The 17,360-nt window shown below is 73.8% G+C and carries 17 protein-coding genes and 1 riboswitch; of the genes, 11 read left to right on the top strand and 6 right to left on the bottom strand.

Going from position 1 to position 17,360, the window contains the following annotated elements:
• The first annotated feature begins 115 nt into the window (after positions 1 to 115).
• From ACWCXC_RS04585 to ACWCXC_RS04565, 5 genes are all read left to right on the top strand, one after another.
• Positions 116 to 916 carry an ATP-binding cassette domain-containing protein gene (locus tag ACWCXC_RS04585; protein ID WP_450886596.1) on the top strand — a complete coding sequence of 267 codons (801 nt, stop codon included), beginning with the start codon at positions 116 to 118 and terminating at the stop codon, positions 914 to 916.
• Positions 888 to 2,975 carry a YhgE/Pip family protein gene (locus ACWCXC_RS04580; protein ID WP_450886594.1) on the top strand — a complete coding sequence of 696 codons (2,088 nt, stop codon included), beginning with the start codon at positions 888 to 890 and terminating at the stop codon, positions 2,973 to 2,975. Before ACWCXC_RS04585 ends, ACWCXC_RS04580 begins: the two co-directional genes overlap by 29 nt.
• Before the next feature lie 29 nt (positions 2,976 to 3,004).
• Positions 3,005 to 3,616, top strand: coding sequence for a TetR/AcrR family transcriptional regulator (locus tag ACWCXC_RS04575; protein WP_450685369.1), 612 nt, complete (start codon positions 3,005 to 3,007; stop codon positions 3,614 to 3,616).
• 348 nt (positions 3,617 to 3,964) lie between these two features.
• On the top strand, positions 3,965 to 4,582 hold the full coding sequence (locus ACWCXC_RS04570) for a DUF4126 domain-containing protein (protein ID WP_450886592.1): 618 nt from the start codon (positions 3,965 to 3,967) through the stop codon (positions 4,580 to 4,582).
• Positions 4,583 to 4,613: 31 nt separating this feature from the next.
• Positions 4,614 to 6,131: a phytoene desaturase family protein gene (locus ACWCXC_RS04565; RefSeq protein WP_450886590.1), complete on the top strand. Its 1,518-nt coding sequence runs from the start codon at positions 4,614 to 4,616 to the stop codon at positions 6,129 to 6,131.
• Between the two features lie 28 nt (positions 6,132 to 6,159).
• Here ACWCXC_RS04565 and ACWCXC_RS04560 read toward each other — a convergent pair whose 3' ends face one another.
• The 5 genes from ACWCXC_RS04560 to ACWCXC_RS04540 all read right to left on the bottom strand — a co-directional run bounded on the left by ACWCXC_RS04560 (position 6,160) and on the right by ACWCXC_RS04540 (position 10,614).
• A complete protein-coding gene (locus tag ACWCXC_RS04560; protein ID WP_450886588.1) occupies positions 6,160 to 7,086 on the bottom strand; it encodes a hypothetical protein in 927 nt (308 codons plus the stop codon).
• Positions 7,087 to 7,137: 51 nt separating this feature from the next.
• Positions 7,138 to 8,055 (bottom strand): methylenetetrahydrofolate reductase [NAD(P)H], encoded by a 918-nt coding sequence (metF, locus tag ACWCXC_RS04555; RefSeq protein ID WP_450685373.1) that lies wholly within the window; start codon positions 8,053 to 8,055, stop codon positions 7,138 to 7,140.
• 134 nt (positions 8,056 to 8,189) lie between these two features.
• On the bottom strand, positions 8,190 to 8,843 hold the full coding sequence (gene thiE / locus ACWCXC_RS04550) for a thiamine phosphate synthase (RefSeq protein ID WP_450886586.1): 654 nt from the start codon (positions 8,841 to 8,843) through the stop codon (positions 8,190 to 8,192).
• 156 nt (positions 8,844 to 8,999) lie between these two features.
• Positions 9,000 to 9,365 (bottom strand): Rv2175c family DNA-binding protein, encoded by a 366-nt coding sequence (locus ACWCXC_RS04545; RefSeq protein ID WP_450685078.1) that lies wholly within the window; start codon positions 9,363 to 9,365, stop codon positions 9,000 to 9,002.
• A 70-nt stretch (positions 9,366 to 9,435) separates the two neighbouring features.
• Positions 9,436 to 10,614: an NAD(P)/FAD-dependent oxidoreductase gene (locus ACWCXC_RS04540; protein WP_450886676.1), complete on the bottom strand. Its 1,179-nt coding sequence runs from the start codon at positions 10,612 to 10,614 to the stop codon at positions 9,436 to 9,438.
• Between the two features lie 155 nt (positions 10,615 to 10,769).
• Positions 10,770 to 10,882, top strand: a riboswitch (TPP riboswitch).
• On the opposite strand from ACWCXC_RS04540, the gene thiO reads away from it, so the two are divergent.
• The 5 genes from thiO (at position 10,880) to ACWCXC_RS04515 (ending at position 16,067) form a co-directional block, all read left to right on the top strand.
• Positions 10,880 to 12,061, top strand: a complete 1,182-nt coding sequence (gene thiO / locus ACWCXC_RS04535) for a glycine oxidase ThiO (protein WP_450886583.1) — start codon at positions 10,880 to 10,882, stop codon at positions 12,059 to 12,061. It overlaps the preceding riboswitch by 3 nt.
• Positions 12,058 to 12,282, top strand: coding sequence for a sulfur carrier protein ThiS (gene thiS / locus ACWCXC_RS04530; RefSeq protein WP_450685076.1), 225 nt, complete (start codon positions 12,058 to 12,060; stop codon positions 12,280 to 12,282). The genes thiO and thiS overlap by 4 nt, the downstream gene beginning before the upstream one ends.
• Positions 12,283 to 12,284: 2 nt before the next feature.
• The gene (locus ACWCXC_RS04525; protein WP_450685075.1) at positions 12,285 to 13,079 is read left to right on the top strand and encodes a thiazole synthase; all 795 of its coding nucleotides are present in this window, start codon (positions 12,285 to 12,287) and stop codon (positions 13,077 to 13,079) included.
• 198 nt (positions 13,080 to 13,277) lie between these two features.
• A complete protein-coding gene (gene pknB, locus ACWCXC_RS04520) occupies positions 13,278 to 15,203 on the top strand; it encodes a Stk1 family PASTA domain-containing Ser/Thr kinase (RefSeq protein ID WP_450886580.1) in 1,926 nt (641 codons plus the stop codon).
• Positions 15,204 to 15,209: 6 nt separating this feature from the next.
• Complete coding sequence (locus ACWCXC_RS04515) at positions 15,210 to 16,067, top strand: deoxyribonuclease IV (protein ID WP_450685073.1); 858 nt, start codon at positions 15,210 to 15,212, stop codon at positions 16,065 to 16,067.
• 10 nt (positions 16,068 to 16,077) lie between these two features.
• Here the strand turns inward: ACWCXC_RS04515 and ACWCXC_RS04510 are convergent, their stop codons facing one another.
• Positions 16,078 to 16,710: a sulfite oxidase-like oxidoreductase gene (locus tag ACWCXC_RS04510; protein ID WP_450685072.1), complete on the bottom strand. Its 633-nt coding sequence runs from the start codon at positions 16,708 to 16,710 to the stop codon at positions 16,078 to 16,080.
• 154 nt (positions 16,711 to 16,864) lie between these two features.
• On the opposite strand from ACWCXC_RS04510, the gene bfr reads away from it, so the two are divergent.
• The gene (bfr, locus tag ACWCXC_RS04505) at positions 16,865 to 17,344 is read left to right on the top strand and encodes a bacterioferritin (RefSeq protein ID WP_450886577.1); all 480 of its coding nucleotides are present in this window, start codon (positions 16,865 to 16,867) and stop codon (positions 17,342 to 17,344) included.
• The last annotated feature ends 16 nt before the right edge of the window (positions 17,345 to 17,360 follow it).

Genomic DNA, 17,360 nt, shown 5'->3' with positions numbered 1-17,360 from the left:
CGACCTGCGCTTTTGCTTCGCTCGCACGTTCAGGCTACCTTTTTGAACTGACCAGTCAGTTCAAAAAGGAGTGCGGACGGCCCGGAACAGCCGTCCGCACTCGGGGGGAGGGTCCGTGGACAGTCCGCACGGGGCAGCCGTCACCGCAGACGGCCTCGGCGTCAGGGGAGCACGCGGCTGGGCGTTCCGGGACGTGGCGTTCGATGCCGCGCCCGGCTCGCTGGTGGCGGTCGAGGGCCCCTCCGGTTCGGGGCGCACCTGTCTGCTGCTCACCCTCACCGGCCGGATGCGCCCCAGCGCGGGCGCGGCGGCGACCGCCGGACTCCCGCTGCCGCGCCGGGCCGCCGCCGTTCGCCGGATCGCCGCCCTCGGCCCGGTCCCCGGCGTCAGCGAACTCGACCCGGCGTTCACGGTCGGCGAGCACCTGCACGAGCGGGCCCTGCTCCAGCACCGCTACGGCGGCTCGCCCCGCGCGCTGCTGCGTCCGCGCGGCGAGCGGGCCGCCGCCCGCCGCGCCCGGGTGGACGCGGCTCTGGAGGCGGCCGGACTCGACCTCGCCGCGCTGCCGAAGGCCGAGCGGACCTCGGTGCGGGACCTGGAACGCCTGGAGGCGCTGCGGCTCTCCGTCGCCCTGGCGCTGATCGGCCGGCCCCGGCTGCTCGCGGTGGACGACACCGACCTCAAGCTCTCCGACGCCGAGCGCGCCGAGGCGTGGGCGCTGCTGCGGGCGCTCGCCGACGGGGGCACGACCGTCCTGGCCGTGTGCAGCGAGGCCCCCGAGGACGCGGTCGCGGTCCGCACCGGTCCCCCTCCGGTCCCGGTCGGCCGCCCCGGACACGCCGAGCAGCCCGGACACACCGACAGCCACCACGACGAAGGGACGGCCGATGCGTGCGCCGCGACTGGCCGCTCTTGAGCTGAGGCGCTTCGGCCGGGGCAGGCTGCCCCGTGCCGCGCTCGCCGCCCTCCTGCTGCTGCCGCTGCTCTACGGAGCCCTGTACCTCTGGTCGTTCTGGGACCCCTACGGACGCCTGGACCGGATCCCGGTCGCCCTGGTCAACGACGACAAGGGCGCCACCGCGGACGGCGAACGCCTCACGGCGGGCGACGAGATCACCGCGAAGCTGCTCGGCTCCGAGGTCTTCGACTGGCACGAGGTGAGCGGGGCCGAGGCGGCCCGGGGCGTCGAGGACGGGACGTACTACCTCTCGCTGACCATGCCGGCCGACTTCAGCCGCCGCATCGCCTCCAGCGCGGGCGACTCCCCCGAGACGGGCGCGCTCCAGGTCCGTACGAACGACGCGAACAACTACATCGTCGGCCAGATCTCCCGGACCGTGTTCTCCGAGGTGCGCACCGCCGCCTCCACGAACGCCTCCCGGAACTTCCTGGACCGGATCTTCATCAACTTCTCCGACCTGCACGACGCGACGGCGAAGGCGGCCAGGGGCGCGGCCGATCTCGAAGGCGGCATCGGCCGGGCCAAGAAGGGGTCGAAGGACCTCGCCGACGGCCTCAAGGACGCCAAGGCGGGCAGCGGCCGGCTGGCCACCGGGATCGTCACGCTCGACAAGGGCGCCGCAGATCTGGAGACCGGCTCCCGCGAGGTCGCCGCCGGCACCCAGGTGCTCGCCGACAAGGTCAACGGGGTGGCCGCCGACGTGCGCCCCTTCCTGAAGGACAACGGCAAGGCCATCGGGGACACGGCCCGGCTGGTCGCGGACTCCGCCAAGACCGTCCGGGACAACCTCGGCCTGCTGGTGGAGGCGGCGCCCGCCGCCGCCACCGCCGCGCACACCGCCGCCGACGACCTCACCGCCGTCCACCGCACCCGCTGCGAGGAGCAGCCGCTGCCCGACGCGGAGGTCTGCGCCCCGCTGGGTCGCGCCGTGACGGCCGCAGCCGATGTCGCCGCCGTCGCGGACGACGTCGCCGTGCTCGTCGAGGACCAGGACGGCGACCTCACGAAGCTGCGCGCCCAGCTCACCACGCTCCGGACCCAGGCCGACGCCCTCGCGAAACGGGCACCGCACCTGGACGAGGACCTGGCGGGAGCCGTCAAGAAGATCAACGCGCTGAACACCGGGGCCCACAAGGTCGCGAAGGGCGCGGGCAGCCTCCACACCGGCCTCGGCACGGCGAAGACCGGTTCCGCCGACCTGAACACCGGCGTCGGCGACCTCAGGAAGGGCGCGACGAGCCTGGACAGCGGTCTGATCCGGCTGGGCGACGGCTCGGCGACCCTCGCGCAGGGGCTCGGCGACGGCGTCGGCCGGATCCCCGACTACGACAAGAACGACCGCGACGCCCGTACGGAGGTCATGGCCGACCCCGTACGGCTGGCCTCGCAGTCGCTGCACCAGGCACCCAACTACGGCACCGGATTCGCCCCCTACTTCATCCCGCTCTCCCTCTGGGTCGGCGCGATGGTGGCGTACATGCTGATCCAGCCGCTCGGCCGGCGGGCCCTGGCGGCCGGGGCGCCCGCCCGGCGGATCGCGCTGGCGGGCTGGCTGCCGGTGGCGGCGCTCGGGCTGCTCCAGGTGGCCGCGCTGATGTCCGTCCTGCACTGGGGGCTCGGCCTGCAGATGGCCCGCCCCGCCGGGACGCTCGGCTTCCTCGCGCTGGTCACCTGCTGCTTCGCCGCGATCGTGCAGTGGCTGAACGCCCGCTTCGGGGCGGCCGGGCGGATCCTGGTGCTGGCGGTGCTGATGCTCCAGCTCACCTCGGCGGGCGGGACCTATCCCGTCCAGACCAGTCCGGGCTTCTTCAACGCCATCCACCCGTATCTGCCGATGAGCTACGTCGTGGAGGGGCTGCGCCGGCTGATCACGGGAGGCGGGCTCGGCCCGGTCTGGCAGGGGTGCGCGGTCCTGGCGGCCTTCACCGCCGGAGCGCTGGCGCTGACGGCCCTGTCCGCCCGGCGCCGGCAGGTGTGGACCCTGGAACGGCTCCATCCCGAACTGACCCTGTGAGGCCCCCGGGACCTGTGAGAATCGACGCCATGGAAAGCAGCAGCACCACGCGCCGCCGGGCCACCCGGCAGAAGCTCTACGAAGCGGCCGTGACCCTCATCGCCGAGAAGGGCTTCTCGGCCACCACGGTGGACGAGATCGCCGAGCGCGCCGGGGTCGCCAAGGGGACGGTCTACTACAACTTCAAGAGCAAGACGGAGCTCTTCGAGGAGCTGCTGCGCCACGGCGTCGGCCTGCTCACCGCGTCGCTGCGCGCGGCGGCCGAGGAGACCGCCGCGCGCGACGGCAGCCGGGTCGAGGCCCTGGACGCGATGATCCGGGCGGGTCTGGTCTTCATCGACCGCTATCCGGCCTTCACCCAGCTGTACGTGGCCGAGCTGTGGCGCACCAACCGCGCCTGGCAGTCGACCCTGCTGGTGGTGCGTCAGGAGGCCGTCGCCGTGGTCGAGGGTGTGCTGCGGGAGGGCGTGGCGGGCGGCGAGCTGAGTGAGGAGATCGACATCCCGCTGACGGCGGCCGCGCTGGTGGGCATGGTGCTGGTGGCGGCGCTGGACTGGCAGGCGTTCCAGCCGGAGCGCTCCATCGACGATGTGCACTCGGCGCTGTCCCTGCTGCTGCGCGGGCGGGTCAGCGGGCGCTGACGCCCCGGAAACGTACGAGAGCGCCGGCCGCGCGGAGCCCGATCCCCCCGGGCCCCGTACGACCGGCGCTTCGTTTGCTTCCGGAGGGCCCTCCCCCGTGACCCCGTGTCCCCCGTGGTCCCGGAGCCCTCCGTCGCGCACCCCCGTGCGGAAGGGCCGCCGCACCCCGCTCCGCCGCCCCGTGCCGGCGGTGGTGGCGCGACGCCCCGTCCGTGCGCCCCACTCTGCCGTCCGCACGGGCGGGAACCCATCCGCGCGCCTACTCATCTCGCCGCATGGGTACGGATACTCAGGGCTGTGCACCCGTTCCCTCCCCCACGGGCACGCCGCCTGGTTACGATCGCGTCCGTGTCCGTACTCCCTCTGGTGTTCACGAGTGGCTGGGCGAGCGGGATCAACGCCTACGCCGTGGTCCTCCTGCTCGGCCTCTTCGGCGCGACCGGCGTCTCCGACGAGGTACCGGCGGCGCTCCAGCGCACCGATGTGCTCGTCGTCGTCGGCGTGCTCTTCCTGTGCGAGGTCGTGGCGGACAAGATCCCGTACGTCGACACCGTGTGGGACTCGGTGCACACGGTCCTCAGGCCGCTCACCGGGGCCGTCGTGGCGGCGCTGCTGGCGGGCGAGAGCGGTTCGCTGCCGGAGGTGGCGGCCGGGGCCATCGGCGGTTCCACCGCGCTGGTGAGCCATCTGGTGAAGGCGGGCACGCGCATGGCCGTCAACACCACCCCGGAGCCCTTCAGCAACATCGCGCTGAGCCTGGTGGAGGACCTCGGGGTCGCCGCCGTCATCACCTTCGCGATATTCCACCCCTGGATCGCGGCCGGTCTCGCGCTGACGATGCTGCTCACCGGTGTGGTGATCACGCTCTTCCTGGTCTCCCGGATCCGCCGGTTCCTGCGGCGCAGGGCCGAGCGGCGTGCGGAGAGGCGGCTGGCGCGGGCGCCCTTGCAGCAGCCTGACGGCTGAGCTGTCGGTGGCGGCCGTTAAGGTCGCTGGCATGGCACGTATTGCGGTGATCGGCGCCGGGATGGGCGCGATGTCGGCGGCGGCGCGGCTGGCCGTGGCCGGGCACCGGGTGACGGTGTACGAACGCGCGGAGACGTACGGCGGTGCGCTGGGCAGCCATGCCCACGAGGGCTTCGTCTTCGACACCGGGCCCGGACTGCTCCATCTGCCGGCGGTCTACCGCGACCTGTTCGTGAAGACGGGCAAGGAGCCGCTGGAGCGCTGCGTCACCCTGACCCAGGTCGATCCGGCGAGCCGTCATGTCTTCGCGGACGGCACGGACGTGTCCCTGCCCAACGCCTCGCGCGCCGGGGTCGTCTCCGCGCTGGACGCGGCGCTCGGCGCGGGTGCCGGCCGGAGCTGGGGGGACTTCCTCGACCGGGCCAGGGACGCCTGGGACCGCTCGCGGCGGCCGCTGCTGGAGGAGCCGCTGCGGAGCGACTGGCAGGTGCTGGGCCGCGATCCGTATCCGGCCCCGGCGCGGCGTCGGCTGCTGCGCCCGGCCCTTCGGGCGGGCACCGTGGCGGAGGTCGGCGCCTGGGAGCTGTCCGACCCCCGGCTGGCCGCCCTGCTCGACGGGTACGCGCTGTCCTACGGACTGGACCCGGCGCACGCCCCGGCGGGCGCGGCGCTGCTGCCGTACATGGAGGAGACCTTCGGCAGCTGGTACGTGGCGGGCGGGCTGCGCGCGCTGGCGCGTGCCGTGTACGAGCGGTGCCTGGCCCGGAAGGTGGAGTTCGTCTTCGGGGCGGAGGTGGCCCGGATCGTCGAGAAGGACGGCCGGGCGGCCGGGGTGGAGCTGGCGGACGGCACCGTGGCCGAGGCGGCGCACGTGGTGCTGGGCGCCCGCCCGCATCCGGGGCTGACGCCCCCGCAGGAGCTGTGGCGGGACGGCGAGGTGACGGTGCAGCCCCGGCCCGGCGGCCCGGCGCCCACCGGCCGGTTCCTGGTGCTGCTGTCGCTGCGCGGCGCCCGTCCCTCGGACGCCGCGCACCGGACGGTGGTGCACCCGGCGGACGGGGCGGCCGAGCGCGAGGCGGTCTTCGGCGGCCGGCTCGCCGCGCACCCCACGGTGACGGTGCTGCGCCCCGACGATCCCTCGACCCGCCCCGACGAGGCGCACGAGGCCGTGACGCTGACGGCGACGGTCGCCCCGCACGGCCCGGTGGACTGGACGGACGCGGCGCTGCGGGCGCGGTACGCGGACACCCTGATCGACGCGGCGTCCGCCGCGGTGCCCGGTCTGCGGGGGCGCCTGCTGCACCGGGAGGTGCGGACCCCGGCGGAGACGGCCGCCGCGACAGGCGCCGAGGGCGGCGCCGTCCCCGCGCCCTCGCTGGCGGGCGCCGCCGGCGGCTTCCTCCACCCGGGCAATCCCACCCGGCTGCCCGGACTCCTCCTGGCGGGCGGCTGGTCGCACCCGGGCGGCGGACTCGCCCACGCCGGCATGTCCGGGGCGCTGGTGGCGGGCCTGGTCGTGGAAGGCGAGGACTTCCGCGGCTCGCGGTGAGCGGCGGGGCTCACCAGGGGGGTAGGTCCTAGTAGCGGTACGGCTCGTTGTTGCCGTAGCCGGACTCGTAGCCGTTCGGGTACGGCGCCTGCTGGGCGGGCTGGTGCGGGGGGTACTGCTCGCCCTCGCGCTGCTGGGGGACCCAGACGCCGCCGGGCGGGGTGTCGGGGGCGTAGCCCTCGGCGGCGTACGGATCGGCGAACTGCTGGCCGGTGCCGTAGGCGTCGTACTGCTGCGGGGTCCCGTAGTCCTGGTACGTGCCGTAGTCGGGGGTGCCGGTGGTGGTGCCGATGTACGGGTCGGAGTACGCGGCGTACTGCTGGCGGTCCGTGCCGTAGTCGTAGGAGCCGGTGGGCGCGTAGGCGTCCTGGCCTCCGTAGCCGTCCTGGGCCGCGTAGGCGTCCTGGCCGCCCTGGGCCGGGTGGCCGGAGTAGTCGCCGTATCCGTCGTAGCCGCCGTACTGCGGCTGCGGCTGGGGGTCCTGGTGCTGTCCCCGGTCCCGGGCGGCGGGGGCCGGGTCGCCGTAGATCCCGTAGCGGCCGGTGTCGTCGGGCAGGGGCTCCGGTTCGTAGACGGCGGCCGGCCGGGGCGCGGGCTCCTGCGGGGCCGGGGCCTCCGGCGCGTACTCCATCTCCAGGTCGGACACCTGGAGCGTGGGCTCGCGGTCGGCCGCGCCGCGCCGGCGTCGGCTCTCCCCGGGGCTGCCCCCTATGGCCCAGCCGGTCGAGAAGCCCCTGCGGAAGGAGAGCGTCACATAGGTCTGGCCGACCGCGAAGGCGATGGCACCCAGGGCGATGACGAAGACGGACGGCATCAGCACACCGACGACGACCCCGGCGAAGCCGGTGAAGGCGAGCAGTCGCCAGCGCAGCCGTGCCTTGTACTGGAGCAGCACCTCGCCGAGCAGCCACAGCGCGACGATGCCGAACGCGATGTAGAGGACCGTCCAGCCCATGCCCGCCCCCTTCCACGGCCACCGCCCCGGGGTGGTGGCGGGTACGGCCGGTCACAACTGCTTGTGCAGTCCGAGATTCTCGTAGATTTCGAGCGTCGCCGTCGAGTTGTTCAGCGTGATGAAGTGCAGCCCGGGGACACCCTCGGAAAGCAGTCTCGCGCAGAACCGCGTCGCGAAGTCGATGCCAATGGAGCGTACAGCGGCGGGGTCGTCCTTGGCGGCGAGGATGCGGTCTTTCAGCTCGTCGGGCAGGGACGCGTTGCTGAGCTGGGGGAACCGCTCCAACTGGCGGACGCTCGTCACCGGCATCACCTCGGGGATGATCGGCGTCTCGCCACCCGCGGCGACCACTCGGTCACGCATCCGGAGGTAGTTCTCCGGATCGAAGAACATCTGCGTGATCGCGTAGTCGGCACCGGCACGGCACTTGTCCACGAAATGCCGGACGTCGCTGTCCCAGTCGGGCGAGCGCGGGTGCCGTTCGGGGAACGCCGCGACACCGACGCAGAAATCGCCGGACTCCTTGATCAGCCGCACCAGATCGGCCGCGTACCGCACGCCCTGGGGGTGTTCCACCCAGGGGCCCATGGGGTCGCCCGGCGGGTCGCCGCGCACCGCGAGGATGTTCCGGATCCCGGCGTCGGCGTACTGTCCGATCATGTTGCGCAGCTCGGCGACGGAGTGGTTGACCGCCGTGAGGTGGGCGACCGGGGTGAGCGTGGACTCGGCGGCGATGTCCTGGGTGGCCTTCACCGTCCCGGACCGGGTGGAGCCGCCGGCGCCGTACGTCACGGAGACGAAGTTCGGACGCACCGCCTCGACCCGGCGGAGCGCGTTCCACAGATTGCGCTCGCCCTTCTCGGTCCTGGGGGCCCAGAACTCGAACGAGTACAAGGTCGTGCCGGTCGCGAGCATCTCGCGCACGGTGGGCGCGCGATCTGTCCTGGTGGAGGGGGTGCCAAGGGCCATACGGGCAGGTTAACCAGGCCCGGCCCGGCACCCAACCGAACTAGGGTGATTTGGCTTGAATGCCCGGTTCTTTGTCCACGCCTCGGACACTTCCGTCCCGGAACGGCTCCGCGGCCTCTCCGGTCACTCCCCCGTCACGCCTCGGCGCGCTCCCGGACCCGGCGTGCCAGCTCGGCCGCCGCGGCCCCGGGGTCGGCGGCCTCCGTAACGGCGCGGACGACGACGATCCGGCGCGCCCCGGCGTCCAGCACCTCGTCGAGGTTGCCCGCGTCGATGCCGCCGATGGCGAACCAGGGGCGGGCCGGGGCGAGCGAGGCGGCGTAGCGGACGAGGCCGAGCCCGGGGGCGGTGCGGCCGGGCTTGGTCGGGGTGGGCCAGCAGGGGCCCGTGCAGAAGTAGTCCACGCCGGGCTGGGCGAGGGCGGCGTCGACCTCCGCCTCGGCGTGCGTGGAGCGGCCGACCAGGACGTCGGGGCCGAGGATCGCGCGGGCGGCCGGGACCGGCAGGTCGCCCTGGCCCAGGTGCAGCACGTCGGAGCCGATGGCGTGGGCGACGTCGGCCCGGTCGTTGACCGCGAGGAGCGCACCGTGGCGCTCGCAGGCGTCGGCGAAGACCTGGAGGTGCTCCAGCTCCTCGGCGGCCTCCATGCCCTTGTCGCGGAGCTGGACGATGTCCACCCCGTTGGCGAGGACCGCGTCGAGGAAGGCGGGCAGGTCGCCCTGGCGGCGGCGGGCGTCCGTGCACAGATAGAGCCGGGCGTCGGACAGCTGCGCGCGAGGCGTGGACATGGTGCGGTTCCCCCCGGGGACGGTGACGGTTGTGGTGCGGGCGCGGCACCGCGCCGGGGCGCGGACCGCTCGGCGCGGTGCCGCGCCCCGGCGCGGCCGGAGCGTCTCCCGCGGACCGGCCGGGGTCACGGCCCCGGTCCGGCCGGCGGGTCGGGATCAGACGGCGAGCGCCTGGGCGCGGCGCTTCACCTCCGTGCCGCGGTTCTCACTCAGCGCCTGGGCGGGCGTGCCCGGCAGGCTCGGGTCGGGGGTGAAGAGCCATTCCAGCATCTCCTCGTCGGAGAAGCCGTCGTCCCTCAGGAGCGTCAGGGTCCCCGAAAGGCCCTTGACCACCCGGTCGCCGTCGATGAAGGCGGCGGGCACCTGGAGGGCCCGGTTCTCACCGCGGCGTACGGCGATGAGCTGGCCCTCCTTGACCAGCTGCCGTACACGCGTCACCTCGACATCGATCATTTCGGCGATGTCGGGGAGGTGGAGCCAGGCGGGGACGAGAGCATCGATCTTTGCGTCAATCTCGGTCACGGGGACAAGCGTGCCATCCCGGACCGACAGTCGGTAGCCGGGCGGCCCGTCCATGGGGCCGGTGCGGTGGTCAGCGGATGGCCGACTTCAGCGGTACGGAGGGGTCCGCGACCCGGTCCGGGTCCAGTTCCGCGCCCGATTCGAGGAGCCGGCGCCCCTGGGCGAGATCGCGCGGACGGCCGACCGCCAGTACGGCGACGAGCGCGCCGGAGCGCAGCCAGCACACCGACCACGCCGGGTCTTCCGGGTCGCCCCGCCGCACCACCGCGTCCGCCCCCGCGTGGTGCCCGGCGTACTGGACGAAGCGGCCGAACTGCTCGGACCAGAAGTAGGGCACGGGGTCGTAGACCGGCGCGTCGCCGCCGGCCTCCGGGTCCGCGGTGACGGCGGCGGCCACGGTCCTGGGGCCCTGGAGGGCGTTGTCCCAGTGGTGGACGAGCAGCCGTTCCCCGTACCGGGCGGACGGGAAGGAGGCGCAGTCACCGACCGCGTAGACGTCCGGGAGCGAGGTGCGCAGCGAGGCGTCGGCGGTGACCGATCCGTCCGGGCCGAGCGCGATCCCGGACCCGGCGAGCCACCGGGTCGCGGGCCGGGCGCCGATGCCGACGACGACGGCGTCCGCGGGCAGGGTGCGGCCGTCGGCCAGCTCCACCCGGCCGGGCTCGACGGCGGCGACCCGGGCGCCGGTGAGGAGGACGGCGCCGCTCTCCTCGTACCAGCGGGCCATCGGGGCGGTGATGTCGGCAGGCAGCGCCCCGGCCAGCGGGTGGGCGGCAGCCTCGACGACGGTGACCTCGCAGCCGGCCGCGCGGGCGGCGGTGGCGAACTCGGCGCCGATCCAGCCCGCGCCGACGACCACGACCCGGTGCCGCTCCGCCAGGACCGGGCGCAGCCGCGCGGCGTCGTCCAGGGTGCGCAGCAGATGGACCCCGGGCACGCCTTCGGCGCCGGGGAGGGCCAGGGGTTCGGCGCCGGTGGCGAGGACCAGGACGTCGTAGGGGACGGGACCCTGCGGGGTGTCCAGTTCGCGGTCGTCCGGGCGCAGGCCGGTCACGTCGAGGCCGAGCCGCAGGGTGACGTCCAGGGCCTCGAAGTCGATGTCGAAGGCGGAGCTCTCCGCCGTGCCGAGGAGGACGGCCTTCGACAGCGGCGGACGGTCGTAGGGCTGATGGGGTTCGGCGCCGATCAGCGTGACGGGGCCGGTGAAGCCCTGTTCGCGCAGGGCGACCGCGGTCTGCACCCCCGCCATGCCCGCTCCGGCGATCACGACGCGGCGCCCGTTCCGCGGCGCCCTCTGCTGCTGTCCGGTCTGCTCGTCCACCCGCCCACTCTAAACACCTGACGATGCGTCAGTAAGCGGGTTCCCCGATCGGCGCTGCCGGGGCGGGGTTTAGGGTGGCCGTGCAACGCACTCGCGGGAGCCCGGACGCACCGGGCTGAGAGGGAGGCTGGACGGCCTCCGACCGTACGAACCTGATCCGGGTCATGCCGGCGAAGGGAGGGGCTGGACGCCCATGTCCATCCACCGAGGAGAAGGCTCCGACGTCCTCGTGATCGGCGGGGGAATCATCGGACTGGTGACGGCCTGGCGGGCCGCGCGGCGCGGTCTGTCCGTCGTGGTCGCCGATCCGGACCCCGGCGGCGGGGCCGCCCGGGTCGCGGCCGGGATGCTGGCCGCCGTCACCGAACTCCACTACGGCGAGGAGACGCTCCTCGGCCTCAACCTGGCCTCGGCGGCGCGCTATCCGGCGTTCACCGCCGAACTGGAGGAGGCGAGCGGCCAGGAGATCGGCTTCCGCGCCTGCGGCACGCTGGCCGTCGCGCTGGACGCCGACGACCGCGCCCACCTTCGCGAACTGCACGCCCTGCAGCGGCGGTGCGGGCTGGAGTCGGAATGGCTCTCCGGACGCGAGTGCCGCCGCCTGGAGCCGATGCTCGCGCCGGGGGTGCGCGGCGGGCTGCGGGTCGACGGCGACCACCAGGTCGATCCGCGCCGGCTGGCCGCCGCCCTGCTGACCGCCTGCGGGCGGGCCGGGGTCGTCCTGGTCCGCGCCGCGGCCGAACGCCTCGCGGTGAGCGGCGACCGGGCCACCGGGGCCGTCCTGGCCGACGGCACCCGGCTCGCCGCCGACCAGGTCGTGCTGGCGGCCGGCAGCCTGAGCGGCCGGCTCGCGGGCGTGCCCGAGCACGTCCTGCCGCCGGTCCGCCCGGTGAAGGGGCAGGTGCTGCGGCTGAGGGTGCCGCCCGCGTACGCCCCCTTCCTGTCGCGCACCGTGCGCGCCGTCGTCCGGGGCAGCCACGTCTACCTCGTCCCGCGCGAGAACGGCGAACTGGTCGTCGGCGCCACCAGCGAGGAGATGGGCTGGGACACCACGGTCACGGCCGGCGGGGTGTACGAACTGCTGCGGGACGCGCACGAACTGGTCCCCGGCCTCACCGAGCTGCCGCTCACCGAGACCCTGGCCGGGCTGCGCCCCGGCTCCCCCGACAACGCCCCGCTGCTCGGCCGCACCGCGCTGCCCGGACTGCACCTCGCCACCGGCCACCACCGCAACGGGGTGCTCCTGACCCCCGTCACCGGGGACGCGATGGCCGCGCTGCTGGCCGACGGCGAACTGCCCGAGGCGGCCCGCCCCTTCTCCCCCGGCCGGTTCGCGCCCGCCGCCGCCCCCGTACGTCAGGAGCAGCCCGCATGACCGAGTCCCCCGCCCCCTCCGTGCACGTCACCGTGAACGGCGAGCGCGTCGCCGTCGCGCCCGGCACCACCCTGGACGCCCTCGTCGCCACGCTCACCGAGGCGCGCGCGGGCATCGCCGCCGCGCTCAACGAGACGGTCGTGCCGCGCGGCGCGTGGGCCTCGGCCGCGCTCCGCGACGGCGACCGGGTCGAGGTGCTGACCGCCGTCCAGGGAGGCTGACCGTGACCGACGACCTCTTCACCCTGGGCGGTACGGCCTTCGGCTCCCGGCTGATCATGGGCACGGGCGGGGCGCCCAGTCTGGACGTGCTGGAGCGCTCCCTGGCCGCCTCCGGCACCGAGCTGACCACCGTCGCCATGCGCCGCGTCGATCCCACCGTGCGCGGCTCGGTCCTGTCCGTGCTGGAGAAGCTGTCCGTGCGGGTGCTGCCGAACACGGCCGGCTGCTTCACGGCGGGCGAGGCGGTGCTGACCGCCCGGCTGGCCCGGGAGGCGCTGGGCACCGACTGGGTCAAACTGGAGGTGGTGGCCGACGAGCGCACCCTGCTGCCCGAGCCGATCGAGCTGCTGGACGCGGCGGAGACGCTGGTCGACGACGGCTTCACCGTCCTGCCGTACACCAACGACGATCCGGTGCTGGCCCGGCGGCTGGAGGAGGTGGGCTGCGCGGCGGTCATGCCGCTCGGCTCCCCCATCGGCTCCGGGCTCGGCATCCGCAATCCGCACAACTTCCGGCTGATCGTCGAGCAGGCCCGGGTCCCGGTGATCCTGGACGCCGGGGCGGGCACCGCCTCGGACGCGGCGCTCGCCATGGAGCTGGGGTGCTCGGCGGTCATGCTGGCCTCGGCGGTGACCCGGGCCCAGGAGCCCGAACTGATGGCCGCCGCGATGCGCCACGCCGTGGAGGGCGGGCGGCTCGCGTACCGGGCGGGCCGGATCCCCCGCCGGCATTTCGCCGAGGCGTCCTCGCCTGCCGAGGGGCGCGCGGTGCTGGACCCGGAGCGCCCGGCATTCTGACGGGCCCCCGCGCGGGTGAACCGCACCCCCGGGAGCCCGAGACCGCCCCGCGCGGGTGGACCGGACCCCCGGGACCGATCCCCGCACGGGCGCCCGCGCGGGCCGGTCACATCTCCCTGTCACGGCTCGGCTGCAGTACGGCCCCGGCTTCGCCCCGGCCCGTCGGCGGTGTCCGTGGCGGCTCGTAGACTCGACCGCGTGGACACGACCCTTCAGGACCCGCTCGTCGGGCAGCTGCTCGACGGCCGCTACCGCGTCGATGCGCGCATCGCCGTGGGCGGCATGGCCACGGTCTACCGGGCGATGGACACCCGGCTCGACCGGGTGCTCGCCCTCAAGGTGATGCACCCGGCGCTCGCGACCGACGCCACGTTCGTCGAGCGCTTCATCCGCGAGGCCAAGTCGGTGGCGCACCTCGCGCACCCCAATGTGGTCGCGGTCTTCGACCAGGGCGCCCAGGGGCAGTACGTGTACCTGGCGATGGAGTACGTCGCGGGGTGCACGCTGCGCGACGTGCTGCGCGAGCGTGGGGCGCTGCGGCCGCGCGCCGCCCTGGACATCCTGGACCCGGTGCTCGCCGCGCTGGGCGCCGCGCACCGGGCGGGTTTCGTCCACCGCGACATGAAGCCGGAGAACGTGCTGATCGGCGACGACGGCCGGGTGAAGGTCGCCGACTTCGGCCTGGTCCGCGCGGTCGGTTCGGTCACCAACACCACCGGGACGATCCTGGGCACCGTCTCCTACCTCGCCCCCGAGCAGATCGAGCACGGCACGGCCGACACCCGCGCCGATGTGTACGCCTCGGGCGTGGTGCTGTACGAGATGCTGACGGGCGCCAAGCCGCACACCGGGGAGACCCCCGCCCAGGTCATCTACCAGCACCTCAACGAGGACGTCCCGCCCCCGTCGGCCGCGGTGCCGGGTCTGGCCCCGGCGCTGGACGCGCTGGTGGCGAGCGCCACCGCGCGCGATCCGGAGGTCCGCCCGTTCGACGCGGTGGCGCTGCTCGCCGAGTCCCGGCGGGCGCGGGCCCAGCTCACCGACGCCGAGCTGGACGCGGTGCCGCCGCAGGCCACCGACGGGGCCCCGGACGAGGCCGACGACCGCACGAGCGTGATCCCGCGCGTCCTTCCGGTGGGCCAGGGCACCGCTCACCACACCAGCCGGCTGGAGGCACCGCCCCCGCCGCCGCAGCCGCCGACCGGGCGCCCCGGCGGGCCCGGCCGGTCCCGCGCCCCCCGGCGCGGACTTCTCACCGCGCTCCTGGCCGTGCTGCTGGTCCTGGGGATCGGCGGCGGCGTCTGGTACATCAACTCCGGACAGTTCACCCGGGTTCCCGCGCTGCTGGGCCAGACCCAGAAGGCGGCCGAGGGCCGCCTCTCGGACGCCGGGCTCGACGTCAAGGAGGTCCGGCGGGCCTACAGCGACACGGTCGACCGGGGCGCGGTGATCAGCAGCGATCCCAAGCCGGGCGGCAAGATCCGACGCAACGGCTCGGTGACGCTGGTCGTCTCGCGGGGCCCCGAGATCGTCACGGTCCCGGACGTCACGGGCGTAAAGCTGGCCGAGGCCCGGCGGCAACTGGAGAAGCGGGGGCTGGTCCCCGGGATGGTCACCGAGGAGTTCAGCGAGGACGCCGCGGCCGGCGAGGTGCTGCGCACCGACCCGGCGGGGGGCGCCGAGCGCCACCCCGACTCCGCGATCGCCCTCGTGGTCTCCAAGGGCAGCCCCGTCGACGTCCCCGACGTCACGGGCGAGGACGTCGAGGACGCCCGCGCGGAGCTGGAGGACGCCGGTCTCACGGTCGAGGTGGCATCCGAGCGGGTCAGCTCCCCGCAGGACGCGGGCACGGTCGCCCGCCAGTCGCCCGGCGAGGGCGCCCAGGCCGCCGAGGGCGACACCGTCACCCTCACCGTCTCCAAGGGCCCCCGCATGATCGACGTACCGGACGTCACCGGCAAGAAGATCGACGAGGCCCGGAGCCTGCTGGAGGACGCGGGCTTCGAGGTCAAGGTCGACCGCCCGTTCCTCTCCTTCAGCGACACCATCGCAAGCCAGTCCGTCGACGGGGGCGACCGTGCCCCCGAGGGCAGCACCATCACCATCAAGACCAAGGGGCTGTAGATCCGTATGCGCAATCCCGTCGGCGGCCACGTCCCGGTGGCCGGCGGCCTCGCCAGGACCGGTCTGCCCTACGCCCGGGAGATGGGCGCGGAGGCCGTCCAGGTGTTCGTCGCCAATCCCCGGGGCTGGGCGACCCCGGCGGGCACCCCGGCCCAGGACGAGCGGTTCCGCGCGGAGTGCGCCGAGGCCGGGATGCCGGCGTACGTGCACGCCCCCTACCTGATCAACTTCGGCTCGCACACCCCGGAGACGGTGGAGCGGTCCGTGGAGTCGCTGCGCCACTCGCTGCGCCGGGCGCGCGCGATCGGCGCGCTGGGCGTCGTGGTGCACACCGGCTCGGCGACCAACGGCCGTCCCCGCGAGGAGGCGCTGGCCCAGGTGCGCACGCATATGCGCCCGCTGCTGGACGAGCTGACCCACGACGACGACCCGTTCCTGCTGCTGGAGTCCACGGCCGGCCAGGGCTTCTCGCTCTGCTCGCGGACCTGGGACTTCGGGCCGTACTTCGAGGCGCTGGACTCCCACCCCAGGCTGGGCGTCTGCCTGGACACCTGCCACATCTTCGCGGCCGGCCACGATCTGTCCGGCCCCGGCGGCATGAAGGAGACGCTGGACCTGCTGGTGGAGACGGTCGGCGCGGGGCGGCTGAAACTGATCCACGCCAATGACTCCAAGGACGTGGCCGGCGCCCACAAGGACCGCCACGAGAACATCGGCGCGGGCCGGATCGGCGAGGAGCCCTTCCGCGAGCTGTTCTCCCACCCGGCCACGGAGAACGTGCCGCTGATCATCGAGACCCCGGGCGGCAAGGAGGGGCACGCGGCGGACGTGGCCCGCCTCAAGGACCTGCGCGCACGGGCCTGACCGGCTGCCGTCAGAGCTCGGGGCCGTCTCCCGGCTCCTCCTGGTAGGAGTAGCGCTGTTCCTTCCAGGGGTCACCGATGTTGTGGTAGCCGCGCTCCTCCCAGAAGCCGCGGCGGTCGGCGGTCATGTACTCGATGCCGCGCACCCACTTCGGGCCCTTCCAGGCGTACAGGTGCGGGACGACCAGCCGGAGCGGGAAGCCGTGCTCGGCGGTGAGCAGTTCGCCGCCCTTGTGGGTGGCGAACAGGGTCCGCTCCGCGGTGAAGTCGTCGAGCCTGAGGTTGGAGCTGAAGCCGTATTCGGCCCAGACCATCACATGGGTGACCTGCGGCGCCGGCGGTGCGAGCGTCAGGATCTCGCGGGCGAGGACCCCGCCCCATTCGGCGCCGATCATGCTGAACTTGGTCACGCAGTGCAGATCCGCGACCACCGAGGAGAACGGCAGGGCCGAGAACTCCTCGTGGTTCCAGCAGTGCTTCTCGCCGTCGGCGGTGGCTCCGAAGACCCGGAACTCCCAGCGGTCCGGCTTGAACTTGGGCACCGGTCCGTAGTGGGTCACCGGCCAGCCGCGCTGCAATCGCTGGCCCGGCGGAAGCTCGGACGGCTCTGATGCGCGGTGTTCCCGGCTTTCCGGCTGACCCATGACTCCATGGTGACAGACAGGCGGGTGTGGTCATGACCAGGGCAGAGGCGATTCGGGACAACTCGCAGTAAGCGTGAACTTACTGGACGCCCTTCTGACGCGGTGCGAGGATGCGCCCACTTGCCCCGTACACCGTGTGGAAGGAGCCGCTGCGATGCAGGGCGACCCCGAGGTCCTTGAGTTCCTGAACGAACAGCTGACCGCCGAGCTGACGGCCATCAACCAGTACTTCCTGCACGCGAAGATGCAGGAGAACTTCGGCTGGACCAAGCTCGCGAAGTACACGCGCTCGGAGTCCTTCGACGAGATGAAGCACGCGGAGATCCTGACCGACCGCATCCTCTTCCTCGACGGCCTGCCGAACTACCAGCGGCTCTTCCACGTCCGGGTCGGCCAGACGGTCACCGAGATGTTCCAGGCGGACCGCCAGGTGGAGGTGGAGGCGATCGACCGCCTCAAGCGCGGGATCGAGCTGATGCGCGGCAAGGGCGACATCACCTCGGCCAACATCTTCGAGTCGATCCTGGCCGACGAGGAGCACCACATCGACTATCTCGACACCCAGCTGGAGCTGATCGAGAAGCTCGGCGAGCCGCTGTACATCGCGCAGCTGATCGAGCACCCGGACAGCTGATGACGCGGGCCGCGAC

The sequence above is a fragment of the Streptomyces sp. NPDC001515 genome (assembly GCF_053597115.1).
Note: the sequence above shows the minus strand (reverse complement) of the source record. Positions and strands in the feature narration are given on the sequence as shown.

Coding starts and splice junctions, on each gene's coding strand:
- ACWCXC_RS04510 (WP_450685072.1), bottom strand. CDS start 16,710: ATGGGTCAGCCGGAAAGCCGGGAACACCGCGCATCAGAGCCGTCCGAG.
- ACWCXC_RS04540 (WP_450886676.1), bottom strand. CDS start 10,614: ATGGCGGGGGTGCAGACCGCGGTCGCCCTGCGCGAACAGGGCTTCACC.
- thiO (WP_450886583.1), top strand. CDS start 10,880: ATGTCCATCCACCGAGGAGAAGGCTCCGACGTCCTCGTGATCGGCGGG.
- thiS (WP_450685076.1), top strand. CDS start 12,058: ATGACCGAGTCCCCCGCCCCCTCCGTGCACGTCACCGTGAACGGCGAG.
- bfr (WP_450886577.1), top strand. CDS start 16,865: ATGCAGGGCGACCCCGAGGTCCTTGAGTTCCTGAACGAACAGCTGACC.
- ACWCXC_RS04575 (WP_450685369.1), top strand. CDS start 3,005: ATGGAAAGCAGCAGCACCACGCGCCGCCGGGCCACCCGGCAGAAGCTC.
- thiE (WP_450886586.1), bottom strand. CDS start 8,843: ATGTCCACGCCTCGCGCGCAGCTGTCCGACGCCCGGCTCTATCTGTGC.
- ACWCXC_RS04515 (WP_450685073.1), top strand. CDS start 15,210: ATGCGCAATCCCGTCGGCGGCCACGTCCCGGTGGCCGGCGGCCTCGCC.
- metF (WP_450685373.1), bottom strand. CDS start 8,055: ATGGCCCTTGGCACCCCCTCCACCAGGACAGATCGCGCGCCCACCGTG.
- ACWCXC_RS04580 (WP_450886594.1), top strand. CDS start 888: ATGCGTGCGCCGCGACTGGCCGCTCTTGAGCTGAGGCGCTTCGGCCGG.
- ACWCXC_RS04560 (WP_450886588.1), bottom strand. CDS start 7,086: ATGGGCTGGACGGTCCTCTACATCGCGTTCGGCATCGTCGCGCTGTGG.
- ACWCXC_RS04565 (WP_450886590.1), top strand. CDS start 4,614: ATGGCACGTATTGCGGTGATCGGCGCCGGGATGGGCGCGATGTCGGCG.